Raw genomic sequence first — 12,240 nt, 5'->3', positions numbered from 1 at the left:
GTTTAACCAGCCAGAAGGAACAGGGTGATTGACGGAAACAGGACCAGAAGGATCACGCGGACGATGTCGGACGTCACGAACCAGAGAACTGCCTTGTAGGTCTCCTTCATCGGCGTCGACCGGTCCATCGCGTTGATGATGAACAGATTCATGCCCACGGGTGGCGTTATCAGCCCGACCTCCACAACGATCAGGACCAGAATGCCGAACCAGATCGCGACATGTTCCGGGCTCATGCCGAAATCAAGCACGCTGATCACCGGGAAGAAGATCGGGATGGTCAAGAGGATCATCGACAGGCTGTCCATCAGGCAGCCGAAGACCAGATAGAACAGCAGGATCAGCGTCAGCACCACCAGCGGGCTGAAGCCCTGACCGACGACCCAGCCCGAGAGCTCCTGCGGCAACTGGCTGAGCGCGAGGAAGCTGTTGTAGAACCCGGCGCCAAGCACGATGAAGAAGATCATTGCCGTGCTCATCGCGGTCTGGATCATGCTGTCGACGAAGATCTTCCAGGTCAGATTGCCGGAAATGAGCGCGATGATGCCCGTTCCCGCAGCCCCGACCGCAGCCCCTTCCGTGGGTGTGAACCAGCCCAGATAGATGCCGCCGACCACGAGACCGAACACCAGCAGCACCGGCCAGACGTCCATCAGTGCGCGCATCCGCTCGGCGTAGGGTACCGGCTCACGGGTGCCGGCCGAACCGGGGTGAAGCCGCACGTAGATCGAGATGGTGATCATGTAGCCGATGGCGGCCAGGATGCCCGGAATGAAGGCGGCCAGGAAAAGCTTGGCGATGTTCTGCTCGGTCAGGATGGCATAGATCACCAGGATGACCGACGGCGGAATGAGAATGCCGAGCGTCCCACCGGCCGCCAGCGTGGCCGTTGAGAACCCGCCGGAATAGCCGTAGCGGCGCAGTTCCGGCAGGGCAACGCGGCTCATGGTGGCAGCCGTTGCCAGCGACGATCCACAGATCGCGCCGAAGCCTGCGCAGGCCCCGACAGCGGCCATGGCGACACCGCCCTTGCGGTGGCCCAGCCAGCTTTCGGCGGCCTTGAACAGGGACGACGACATGCCCGAATGGGTCGCAAACTGCCCCATCAGCAGGAACATCGGAATGATCGTCAGCGAATAGCTGGAAAAGGTGGAATAGGTTTCCGACTTCAGCTTGGCGAGGATGATGTTGGGGCTGCCGGTCGCAAGATAGAGACCACCCAGGCCGCAGATCATCATGGCAAGACCAATGGGCGCCCGCAGGAAGATCAGGAAGAGAAGAACGGGAAACGACAGATAGCCGAGTTCAAGCAGGCTCAATGGACCCCTCCCTCGGCGTCGGGCGTGAAACGCCGGCCGGTAAACAGTTCGAGCACCTTGGCAACCGCGCAATAGAGTGCCACGACGGAGGCAACCGCCGCGGCGGCAAAGCTGAGCGCGAAGGCCCACCAGACCGGGAATTGCAGCAGAAAGGTCGTTTCGTTGTAGCGCATCTTGTCTTCCATGCCGACGAACAGCCGCCAGGTGATCAGGAAGACCAGCAGGCTGAGGAGAACCTCCCAGAGCACTTCGAGGCCCCGGTTCATCCAGATTGGAAAGCTGCCGGCGAAAACGTCCACGGTGGCGTGTCCGCGCTTAAGCTGGCAGATGGGCAGGAAGGCGAAAATGGTGAAGCTGATCCCCGCCTCGACCAATTCAAAATCGCCGGAGACCGGACCGACGCCGGTCGCGATCAGCGCGTTGGCCGCGCTTTCGGACAGTGAGGTCAGAAACTCGGAATGACCGAATGTGTTCAGGCCGCGACCGAGCACGCTGACGCATGTCAGCCCGATCAGCGCTGTCAGAACCAGACCGCCGAGTATCGCCATGAAGCGCGCAAGACGCTCCACCAGAGTGAGCAGCATATTTCTTGTATCCTGTCGAAGGACGCCCTCCGGAAACATCGTTTCCGAAGGGCTGCTTCATGACGGTCAGTTGGCCATCAACGCTTCGGCACGGGCCTGCAGCGCCTTGCCGTCGATGCCCTTGGCATCCATTTCGGCGTACCACTCGTCGATGGTGCCCTGAGCGGCGGCTTCCCATTCGGCTGCCTGCTCGTCCGTCAGCGTGATGATGTTGTTGCCCATCTCCACGGCGGCTGCACGCGGGCCGGCATCGTCGGCCTGCATCTGCTTGCCGGCGAAGGCTGAGAATTCCTCACCGGAGTTGGCATCGATGATGGCCTTCAGGTCATCTGGCAGGCTGTCATACTTGTCCTTGTTCATCGCGAAGATGAAGGACGTCGTGTAGAGCGCCTTGCCCGGGAATTCGGTGTGGTTCTTGACCAGCTCGTTCACCTTCAGCGCGCCGACGACTTCCCACGGGATGACCGTGGCATCGACGACACCCTTGCTGAGTGCTTCCGGAATGGCCGGAACCGGCATGCCGATCGGCGTTGCACCGAGATTGGAGAAGAGCTTGTTGGTGACACGGGTGGGAGCACGAAGCTTGACGCCGTTAAGGTCGGACAGGGCCACGATCGGCTTGCTGGAGTGGATGACACCCGGGCCATGAACCCAAAGGGCCAGCGGCTTGAAGCGCGCAAAGTCCTCGTCCATCATGGTTTCTTCGGCAAGCTTCCAGTAGGCGCGGGACATGGTTTCGGCATCCGTCATGGTGAACGGAAGCTCGAACACTTCAGCGCGCGGGAAGCGACCAGGGGTGTAGCCGGCAACGGTCCAGACAATGTCCACGACACCATCGACAACCTGGTCGATCAGCTCCGGCGGCTTGCCGCCAAGCTGCATGGCCGGATAGCGCTCGATCTTGATACGCCCGTCAGATTCGGCCTCGATCTTGTCGGCCCAGGGGTCGAGTACGTTCTTGGGAACATTGGCCTGTGCCGGCAGGAACTGGTGCAGGCGCAGCGTGACTTCCTGCGCCAGCGTGGCTGATGCGGTGCCTGCAAGCGCAAGTGCGGATACAGTCGCAGCCACGGCCAGTTTGGCAAACTGCTTATGCAAGTTGATCATTGGTTTCCTCCCTGTTCGATCAACTTCAAAATCCGATCGGAATCCTCCCTCCGGTCAGATGATGACGTATAATAGTTATAGTTCATAACTTTTTTCAAGCTATATTTCTGACGTCAGTTCACTCCCTCCACGCTCAGCTTTGCATGCACGCGGCCGTTCGGAAAGTTATACATTCTGGTCAGCCGCAAAAGCATCACAACATCCGGTAAAATTTGCCGGAGTTTGTGATGGATCGTCGCCGAAGGCAAGGCTTTCCGTAAGAACAATGGACAGAAAACACGGCTATCCTCAACCCTGCCAAATCCTGCAAAGAAACAGTCAGGCAGGCGGGCTGAGGTTTCGGGTCTTCCCGAGGGGAAAGGCCGAAGGCAGTGAGCGGGTGCCGCGACGGTGAAAGTCCTCAGAATACCTGAAATCCGGAGCTTCACCAGCAGGGAGAATCACCCGCGAAAAAAGTGGGGAAAGCACCGGCGGGCCTTGGCGGTGAGGCCGGGCCCGCCGGTCAGGGACCGGCCTATGCGGACTTGGAGGTAAGGGCCGGAGAAAGGGTCAATTGCTCGAACAGCCGCGCAACGGCCTCCGCGCCCGGATCATTGTGGCCGGAGAGGTTCGCCTCGGAGACATAAGATGCCCTGCCCGCGCGCGCCCGCGTGATCCGCGACGTCGCATCCGCCCCCTGACGGGCCTCGCTCGCCGCAGCCTCGATACCGTTTTCCAGCGCATTCAGCGCCGGCAGTAGCGCGTCGATCATGGTGCGGTCGCCCGGCTGGGCGCCGCCCACCTGCATGATCCGGTCAAGACCGGCCTTGAGCGCGCCGATAGCCCCGCGTCCGCTGGAGGAAGCATCACCGGCAGCGGCAAAGAAGATCGCCAGCAGCACGCCGGAAGACCCGCCCATTGTCTGGCTGAGTTCCAGACCGATGGCCCGGTAGAGCTGGGTGAGATCCGCCAGCGGCAACCGGTCGAGTGCCTTCACCAACGCCCGGGCGGCGGTGGCAAGCGTGCTGCCGGTGTCGCCGTCGCCCGACTTGGCATCAAGCGCATTGAGGTCGTCCTCGGCGGCAATCAGGATGTCGCAGCAGCGTTCGATGAACTTCCGCGTCTCCGGGTTCTTGGACGGCAGCGGCTGGATCGGCGTCAGACCGTCCGGCAGAGGCAGCACGGAGACCGCGCCAAGCGCAAGGCAGCCGGGCCATGCCCAGGGTGCGACCGGGGCCTGCAGCAAGGCTTCTTCGGTCTTGCCGACCGGCAGCAGCGACACGGAGAAGCCGTGCATATCGAGCGAGGTCATCATGGCCGCCGGGCCGATGACCCAGCGGATCTGGCTGCCGATGCGCGAAGCCGTGAGTTCCTCCAGAAGCACCGACATTTCCAACGGCGTCGTGCTGCCCAGATTGTTGAGGATCGCCACATGCGGCCCGGGCGAAAGGTTCGGCGCCAGCCGGTCCACAACCATGGCCATGGCGGCGCGGGCATTCGAATAATCAACCTGCTCGATCCCCGCCTCGCCGTGAATGCCAAGGCCGAGCTCCGCCTTGCCATGGGCTATCCGGTCTTCCTTGGGCGATCCTGGCACCGTGCAGGTGTCCAGCGACATGCCGATGGAAATCGCACCGCCAATGGCTTTCTTCGCCGCCTCCGTGATGGTCTCCAGATCCGCGCCCTGATCGGCAAGCGCTCCGGCGATCTTGTGCACGAACAGCGTGCCGGCGACACCGCGTGCCTGCGGCAGGTCCGGCAAGGCAACGTCGTCGTCGACGATGACCATGTTGACCTTCAGTCCGAAGGAGCGCGCCCGCTCGGCCGCAAGACCGAAATTCAGCCGGTCGCCGGTGTAGTTCTTGACGATCAGCAGGCAGCCTGCCTTGCCGGTGACGGCCAGAATGCCCGCCAGCACCGCATCCACGGAAGGCGAGGCAAACACCTCGCCGCAGACGGCCGCCGTCAGCATGCCCTGGCCGACGAAACCGGCATGGCTCGGCTCGTGGCCGGAACCGCCGCCGGACACCAGCGCCACCTTCGATTTGTCCCAGTCGGTGCGCACGACCACCTTGATATGCGGATAGCCGTCAAGCCGGGCGAGCCGCCCTCCGGCCGTCCGCAACATGCCGTCAATCGCTTCGGTGACGAGCGTTTCCTTGGTATTGATGAATTGCTTCATGTCCCGTCTCCTCAGGAAATGCGAGCGCCGCTGGCGTCGAAGAAAAGCGGATTGCGTGGTTGAATGGCGAGCGTGTCGCCAGGCTCAAGAGCGGTGTGGCTGTCTGACAGCGTTACGACGGAATGTCCTTCGAGCGAAAGATGCAACCGGGTCTGATCGCCCAGATGCTCGACCCGCCGCACTTGCGAAACCTTTCCTTCGCCTTGCGTGATGTGCTCCGGGCGCAGGCCGATGGTCTTGGCGCCGCTCGGCGCCCCGGCAAAGATATCGGCAGGCAGGACGTTGATGCGCGGCTGGCCCAGCCGTCCGGCGACATAAAGATTGACCGGATTCTCATAGATCTCGCGCGGAGACCCGAACTGCACCAGCCCGCCACGATCGAGAACACCCACATGGGTGGCCATGGTCATCGCCTCGATCTGGTCGTGGGTCACGTCAAGCAGCGTGGCCCCGAGACTTTCCTGAATGCGCTTCAGCTCGATGCGCAGATCCGAGCGCAGCTTGGCATCGAGCGAGGACAACGGCTCGTCCATCAGATAGATGGACGGATCGCGTACCAGCGCCCGGCCGATGGACACCCGCTGCATCTCACCGCCGGAAAGGTTGGTCGCCTTGTTGGCCAGCTTGTGCGAGATCCGCAGAACCTCGGCCACTTCGGCAACCTTGCGGTCGATCTCGTCCTCTGGCGTCTTCAGCAAGGGCGAGCGCAGCGGAAAGGCCAGGTTCTCGCGCACGCTCATGTGCGGATAGAGGGAATACTGCTGAAACACCATGGCAACGTTGCGCTGTGCAGGCGTGTCCTTGACCACGGAGCGCCCGGCAATGACGATGTCGCCCTCATCCGGCTGCTCCAGCCCGGCGATCAGACGCAGGATGGTGGTCTTGCCGGCCCCTGTCGGCCCCAGCAGCGTGACGAAAGCGCCGTTGGGAATGTTCATGCTGACCTGATTGACGGCGAGCGTATCGCCGAACCTTTTGGTGAGGCCGGATAGCCTGACTTCAGCCATGAGCAAGCACTCCCTCGTTCAGCTCCGACCGCAGCGCCCGCCCCGACTGATTGTCGAACAGCGTGACCGTGGACCCGTTGAACTCCAGACCGGCGAATTCTCCCGCGCGAACGGGCTGGTCCGATGGAATGCGGGCCTTCAACTCGCCGGAGGGTGTCTTCATGGTCACGATCTGCGTGGTACCGAGATATTCCGCAGCCATGACCTCGCCCCGGAAGGAACCGCTGTCGCTGAGTGTGATGTGCTCCGGACGGATACCGAAGACCATGTCACCCTCGAAGGGTTCCATCAGACGCGGCACCTCCAGTTCCTCGTGATGCATCTTCACCCTCGACGATCCGGCATGGACCTCGCCGTGGAAACGCAGGAAGTTCATCGGCGGCGAGCCGATGAAGTCGGCAACGAACATGGTCGCCGGCTTGTCATAGATGTCCTGCGGCGTTCCGAACTGCTCGATCACCCCGTGGTTCATCACCACGATCTTGTCGCCCATCTGCATGGCTTCCAGCTGGTCATGGGTGACATAGACCGTGGTTGCGCCCATGCGGTCATGCAGCGCCCGCAGTTCTTCGGCCATATGCTCGCGGAACTCCGCATCCAGCGCCCCCAGCGGCTCGTCCATCATGAAGGCCTTGGGATCGCGCACGATGGCCCGGCCAAGGGCGACCCGCTGACGGTCGCCGCCGGAGAGCCCACCCACCGGCCGGTCGAGAATGTCGGTTATGCCGAGAATGCGGGCGACTTCCGCCACCTTCTCGGCCACCTGGCTTTTCGGCATGCCCTGGCTGACAAGGGGATAGGAGATGTTCTTGCGCACATTCATGTGCGGATAGAGCGCGAACATCTGGAAGACGAAGGCAATATCCCGCTGGCTGGCCGGCCGCTGGCCGACCTCCTCGCCGTCGATATAGATCTCGCCCGATGTCGGCAGCTCCAGGCCGGCGATCATGCGCAAGGTGGTGGTCTTGCCGCAGCCGGACGGCCCCAGAAGCATGAAGAACTCACCGTCCTCGATCTTGAAGGAAGACGACTGCACGGCGGTGAAGTCGCCGAAATCCTTCCGAAGATTTCTGATTACGATCTCTGCCAAGACAGTCACTCCGGAAAGTGGCTGACGATGATGAACATGATTGTTCCGGTCAGCGTGACGATGAAGGAATAGGTGTAGGCCCACAGGAAGACCGGCTGCATCAGCATGATCACGCCTATGGCGATCAGAAGGGATGCGAGCATTTCCCAGGACCCGCGGCGCAGGCGGACGAGACCGCTCATGAAATCGCTGATCATTTGCGGACCGCTCCGAAGGTGATGCCGCGCAGGAGATGTTTGCGAAGCAGGATGGTGAACACCATGACCGGCACCAGGAACAGGGTCGCCCCCGCCGCGACCGCCGGCCAGTCCTGGCCGCCGACACCGATGATGGTTGGAATGAAGGGCGGTGCCGTCTGGGCCGTGCCGGAGGTGAGCAGCACCGCGAAGGCATATTCGTTCCACGAGAAGATCAGGCAGAAGATCGCTGTCGACGCGATGCCGGTTGCCGCCTGCGGCAGCACCACCTTATAGAAGGCCTGGAAGCGGGTGTAGCCGTCGATCAGCGCCGCTTCCTCATATTCTCGCGGGATCTCGTCGATGAAGCCTTTCAGCAGCCAGACTGCCAGCGAGATATTGACCGCCGTGTAAAGCAGGATCATGCCCAGGTGCGTGTCCGAAAGCCCGAGCGTGCGGAACATCAGGAAGATCGGGATCGCGACCGCGATCGGCGGCATCATCCTGGTCGACAGGATGAAGAACAGAAGATCGTCCTTCAGCGGCACCTTGAACCTGGAAAAGGCATAGGCGGCGAGTGTTCCAAGGAAGACGGACAGAAAGGTCGATCCGAAGCCGATGATCACCGAATTCAGGAACCTTTCGCCGTAACGGGAGGGACCTGCGATCACCATGTCGCGGTTGCGCACGATCTCCTCGTACCAGGACTCCGGTGGCGGCAGCGCCTGAAGCTGTTCCGGCGACACCCGGGTGCGGGTGGTGAAGAGATTGACATAGCCTTCCAGCGACGGCTCGAAGAGCACCTTCGGCGGATAGGCAATTGCATCGACCGGCGACTTGAAACCTGTTGTCAGGATCCAGACCAGCGGCAAGAGGGTGATGACCGCGTAGGCGATGACCAGCGTTCCGGCCACCCACTTCTGCCGCGAAGACGGTTCTGTGATGGAATAGCTGCTCATCTTTCCTTCACCTTGTTCAGGGCTTTGACGTAGATCGAGGCGAGGCCGAAGACGGTCACGAACAGGATGATCGCATAGGCAGAGGCATAGCCCGTGCGCCATTTCTCGAAGGCTTCACGTTTCAGGTTGATGGAGGTCAGCTCGGTGACCGAGCCAGGCCCGCCCCCGGTGAGCTGCACCACCAGATCGAACATCTTGAAGTTTTCGATGCCGCGGAACAGGACGGCCAGCATGAGGAACGGCAGCACCATGGGCACGGTGATGGTCCAGAACTGGCGCCACTTGCTGGCCCGGTCGATTTCCGCTGCCTCATAGATATAGTCAGGTATCGATCGCAGGCCCGCCAGACAGATCAGCATCACGAAGGGTGTCCACATCCAGGTATCGACGATCACGATCGCCCAGGGTGCGAGTGCCACGTCGCCGATCATCTGGAAGGAGGCCGGATCGATGCCGGTGAAGAACGACACACCGTAATTGAAGAGGCCGATCTGCGGCTGATAGAGGAAGGTCCAGAAGTTGCCGACAACGGCCGGAGACAGCATCATCGGCAGCACGATGAGGGTGGTCCAAAGATCGTTGCCCTTGAATTTCCGGTTGATCAGCCAGGCCAGTGTGAAGCCGATCAGCACCTGCAGCGCGATGGTCCAGAACAGGAAATGCGCCGTTGCCTGCATGGTCAGCCAGATGTCGCCGTCGGTCAGGATACGCTCATAGTTGCGCAAGCCGACATATTCGACATCCCGGGTGGGCCGGTTGGCCCGGAAATTCGTGAAACTGAGATTGATCGTCCAGATCAGCGGAAAGATGTTGACCGCCAGGAGCAGGAAGATTGTCGGAGCGACAAAAAGCCAGGCAATCGTGCGGTCGGAAAGCCCTCGGATTTTGGCGGCAACGGTGGGCGGCGTTGCCTTTGCTACTCGGTCTATCGGGGTGTCGGCCATGAGACGCTCTTTGTGAGAAACGGTTCCTGAAAGCGCCGGCCGGCGCTTTGAGGGGGTGACAGCCCGCGAGACGGCGGGCTGTCCGCTGGAGCCGGGAGCAGGTCAAACCCTGGCAACACTTCGTGCCGGCAGGGTTTGCCTGGAGCCGTCAGAGCTTGCCTTCGTCCTCGAAGGTTTCGGTCCAGTCCTCGATCAGCTTGTCGAGCGCTTCCTGTGCGGTGCCCTGATCGGCGACCACATAGTCATGAAGACGCTTTTGCATCGCCAGCAGCAATTCGGCGTAAGCCGGCTCCTGCCAGAAATCCATGACGTTATCCATGGCCAGAAGGAAGTCGGACGCGAACGGCGCGCTGTCAGGGAAGCTCGGATCGTTGAGCACGCTGACATGGCAGGAATAGCCGCCGAGATCCCACCATTTCTTCTGAACGCTCGGCTGGGCGAACCACTTGATGTAGTCGAGCGCCGCATCCTGCTTGTCGGAATAGGCCACCACGGAGATGCCCTGCCCGCCAAGCGTCGAGGCTTCCCGGTTCTGGCCGGGATTGACGAAGAAGCCGATCTTGTCGCCGCCCACGTCCGGATCGGCATAAAGGCCGGGGAAGAAGGCAAACCAGTTCATGGCCATGGCCACCTGTCCCGACTTGAAGGCATCAAGCGACTGTTCCATGTAGCTGTCGGTGTATCCCGGAGGCGTGCCGGTCTTGTAAAGTTCCTTGTAGAACTCCAGACCTGCGACGGCTTCGGGCGAGTTGACCGCGCCTTCCATGTCGTATTTGCCCGGCGTCATTTCATACTTGAAACCGAACGGATAAAGCGCGCTGGTCGCGCCCATGGTGATGCCTTCCGAGCCGCGCTCGGTGAAGATGGACGCCCCGTAGCGGGTCTGACCGTCAATCTCGCGCCCCTGGAAGAACTGGGCGATCTCCAGCAATTCAGCCTGGGTCTTGGGCGGTGCCAGATCGCGGCCGTGCTTTTCCTTGAAGGCTGCCTGAATTTCCGGCTTCTCGAACCAGTCCTTGCGGTAGAACCAGCCGTTGGCATCGCCCATGGCCGGCAGCGCGTAATAGTTCGGCTCACCCTTGGGCCAGGTGGAATAGGCATAGACGGTCGCCGGGGCGAAATCGTCCATGCTGATGCCTTCCTTTTCGAAGAAGTCGTTCAGCTTGACGTAATGGCCGTTTTCCGCGCCGCCACCGATCCACTGGCTGTCGCCGATCAGGAGATCGCACAGTTTGCCGCCGGAATTGAGCTCGTTCAGCATGCGGTCGGCGAAATTCGGCCAGGGCACGAATTCGAATTTCATGGTGTGGCCGTATTCGGCCTCGAATTCCTTCGACAGCTCGACCAACGCGTTGGCCGGATCCCAGGCCGCCCAGCACAGGGTCAGCTCATCGGCCTGCGCATTGGAAACAGATAGTCCGCTGACCGCAACAAGAGCGGTCGCCGCGAGAAGTTTCGCAGTTTTCATGGGTGAAGTCCTCCCGAATGGTCGCGCGCCGGCGCCTGCCGGACCGCAGCACTCCTCCAAGTGCAGGCTCACGCTATGTGACATACGTATGTCACGTCAATCGAAAAACTGACATACGTCTTTCTTTTTGACGTCACCGAAAGGCGGTTCAAGCGGCAGAACCACCGCACTCCGTTGATTTCTTACGTCTTTCGAAGATTGTCGCTTTTGACGAGGAGCGAGGCCTCAATAGAGGTTTTCGCGCATGATGATCTCGATCCGGATCTTTTCCTGCGCCTCGTAGATGTCCGTGCCGTCGCATTTAGCCCGCAGGACCCGCAGGGCACTGCGCACCAGGTGGCCCACATTCTGGGCTATGACGGCATCGAGCTCGCCGTCGGCAAGCGCCTGCCGTGTCACCGGTGTCAGGTCGTGGGCAATCACCACGAAGCGGCCGGCAACCCCATGTTCGCGCAGCGCGTCCAGCATGGCGGCGTTGCCAGACCCCATGGAATAGATTGCCTTCAGCTCCGGATGGGCCTTGAGCGCATGGTCCAGCGTCTCGTGGATCCGGTCCGGATCGTCATAGAATTCGATCGTCGGCAGTGTTTTCAGCTGCGGATAGTCCCGCGACAGCACTTCATCCAGACCGAAGCGCCGCTCGATACTGTCGCGCGCCACCATGGAATTGGTCACCACCAGTATGCTGCCGGTCTCGTTGCGCAGGAACTTGCCCAGAAGCGCCCCGGCCGTCTTGCCGGCGGAGAAATTGTCGACACCCGCAAAATAGTGGCATCTGGAGTTCGGCAGGTCAGACACCAGCGCAACCACATAGACGCCCGCACTCTTGATATGCGCGATGGCATCGCGCACCTGAGGGGTTTCCGGAACCATGATGGCAACGCCGTCCAGCTGTGACAGGTCCAGGGTCTTCAGTCGGTCGACAACCGCATGTGGATCGGCAGCATTGACCAGCAGCACGCTGACATCGGCCCGATCCGCCACCTGCGCGCCGGATGCCTCCTCGACCGCCGCCACCAGCGTCTCGACAAAATGATTGGGGCCTTCGGGCAGCACGAACACGAATTTGTACTGGCGCTGCCTGGCAAGATTGGCAGCATGGGTATCGCGCACATAACCCAGCTTGCGGACAGCTTCCTTGACCCGTTCCGCATTCTTCGGGCGCACGTCCGCGCGCCCGTTCAGAACCCGGTCGACCGTCGACAGGCTGACCCCGGCCTCACGGGCAATATCGTGTACGGTTGGCTTGACCATCACGTCTCCCGGACCATCTCCCGCGCTCTCATGACCGCAGACAAGAGGACCCAATACCTCTGCACCGATCAGCGTTTGCCTTCAGCCGGAAGCGACAGGACGCCCGCTGACCGACAAGAAGACAATGTCGCGCAGCATTCTGACATACGTCAATCAAAAATCCGCTTTGCG

General features: G+C 61.2%; 11 protein-coding genes. All 11 read right to left on the bottom strand.

Features of this window, described 5'->3' with window-relative positions; genetic code table 11:
* Positions 1–2: 2 nt before the first annotated feature.
* Entirely contained in the window at positions 3–1,319 is a 1,317-nt protein-coding gene (locus V1T76_RS23420) for a TRAP transporter large permease (protein WP_330563102.1), read from the bottom strand.
* Positions 1,316–1,903, bottom strand: coding sequence for a TRAP transporter small permease (locus V1T76_RS23415; protein ID WP_330563101.1), 588 nt, complete (start codon positions 1,901–1,903; stop codon positions 1,316–1,318). Before V1T76_RS23415 ends, V1T76_RS23420 begins: the two co-directional genes overlap by 4 nt.
* A gap of 66 nt (positions 1,904–1,969) precedes the next feature.
* Positions 1,970–3,010, bottom strand: coding sequence for a TRAP transporter substrate-binding protein (locus V1T76_RS23410; protein ID WP_330563100.1), 1,041 nt, complete (start codon positions 3,008–3,010; stop codon positions 1,970–1,972).
* Between the two features lie 514 nt (positions 3,011–3,524).
* Positions 3,525–5,171, bottom strand: coding sequence for a dihydroxyacetone kinase subunit DhaK (locus tag V1T76_RS23405; RefSeq protein ID WP_330563099.1), 1,647 nt, complete (start codon positions 5,169–5,171; stop codon positions 3,525–3,527).
* 11 nt (positions 5,172–5,182) lie between these two features.
* The gene (locus V1T76_RS23400; protein WP_330563098.1) at positions 5,183–6,178 is read right to left on the bottom strand and encodes an ABC transporter ATP-binding protein; all 996 of its coding nucleotides are present in this window, start codon (positions 6,176–6,178) and stop codon (positions 5,183–5,185) included.
* The gene (locus V1T76_RS23395) at positions 6,171–7,268 is read right to left on the bottom strand and encodes an ABC transporter ATP-binding protein (protein WP_006937259.1); all 1,098 of its coding nucleotides are present in this window, start codon (positions 7,266–7,268) and stop codon (positions 6,171–6,173) included. The genes V1T76_RS23400 and V1T76_RS23395 overlap by 8 nt, the downstream gene beginning before the upstream one ends.
* Before the next feature lie 5 nt (positions 7,269–7,273).
* A complete protein-coding gene (locus tag V1T76_RS23390; protein ID WP_442970165.1) occupies positions 7,274–7,465 on the bottom strand; it encodes a hypothetical protein in 192 nt (63 codons plus the stop codon).
* Entirely contained in the window at positions 7,462–8,403 is a 942-nt protein-coding gene (locus V1T76_RS23385; RefSeq protein ID WP_330563097.1) for a carbohydrate ABC transporter permease, read from the bottom strand. The genes V1T76_RS23390 and V1T76_RS23385 overlap by 4 nt, the downstream gene beginning before the upstream one ends.
* Positions 8,400–9,347: a carbohydrate ABC transporter permease gene (locus V1T76_RS23380; protein ID WP_006937268.1), complete on the bottom strand. Its 948-nt coding sequence runs from the start codon at positions 9,345–9,347 to the stop codon at positions 8,400–8,402. The genes V1T76_RS23385 and V1T76_RS23380 overlap by 4 nt, the downstream gene beginning before the upstream one ends.
* 148 nt (positions 9,348–9,495) lie before the next feature.
* Positions 9,496–10,815: an ABC transporter substrate-binding protein gene (locus V1T76_RS23375; protein ID WP_330563096.1), complete on the bottom strand. Its 1,320-nt coding sequence runs from the start codon at positions 10,813–10,815 to the stop codon at positions 9,496–9,498.
* Positions 10,816–11,040: 225 nt separating this feature from the next.
* Complete coding sequence (locus V1T76_RS23370; RefSeq protein WP_330563095.1) at positions 11,041–12,069, bottom strand: LacI family DNA-binding transcriptional regulator; 1,029 nt, start codon at positions 12,067–12,069, stop codon at positions 11,041–11,043.
* Positions 12,070–12,240: the final 171 nt, after the last annotated feature.

The organism is Roseibium sp. FZY0029, assembly GCF_036350355.1.
Lineage (GTDB): Bacteria > Pseudomonadota > Alphaproteobacteria > Rhizobiales > Stappiaceae > Roseibium.
The sequence above is the reverse complement of the archived record's forward strand: the minus strand, read 5'-3'. Positions and strand labels throughout refer to the sequence as shown.

Bases quoted from the DNA above. Each gene is read 5' to 3' on its own strand.
- V1T76_RS23415 (WP_330563101.1), bottom strand. From the start codon at position 1,903: ATGCTGCTCACTCTGGTGGAGCGTCTTGCGCGCTTCATGGCGATACTC.
- V1T76_RS23405 (WP_330563099.1), bottom strand. From the start codon at position 5,171: ATGAAGCAATTCATCAATACCAAGGAAACGCTCGTCACCGAAGCGATT.
- V1T76_RS23400 (WP_330563098.1), bottom strand. From the start codon at position 6,178: ATGGCTGAAGTCAGGCTATCCGGCCTCACCAAAAGGTTCGGCGATACG.
- V1T76_RS23370 (WP_330563095.1), bottom strand. From the start codon at position 12,069: ATGGTCAAGCCAACCGTACACGATATTGCCCGTGAGGCCGGGGTCAGC.
- V1T76_RS23375 (WP_330563096.1), bottom strand. From the start codon at position 10,815: ATGAAAACTGCGAAACTTCTCGCGGCGACCGCTCTTGTTGCGGTCAGC.
- V1T76_RS23410 (WP_330563100.1), bottom strand. From the start codon at position 3,010: ATGATCAACTTGCATAAGCAGTTTGCCAAACTGGCCGTGGCTGCGACT.
- V1T76_RS23380 (WP_006937268.1), bottom strand. From the start codon at position 9,347: ATGGCCGACACCCCGATAGACCGAGTAGCAAAGGCAACGCCGCCCACC.
- V1T76_RS23385 (WP_330563097.1), bottom strand. From the start codon at position 8,403: ATGAGCAGCTATTCCATCACAGAACCGTCTTCGCGGCAGAAGTGGGTG.
- V1T76_RS23390 (WP_442970165.1), bottom strand. From the start codon at position 7,465: ATGATCAGCGATTTCATGAGCGGTCTCGTCCGCCTGCGCCGCGGGTCC.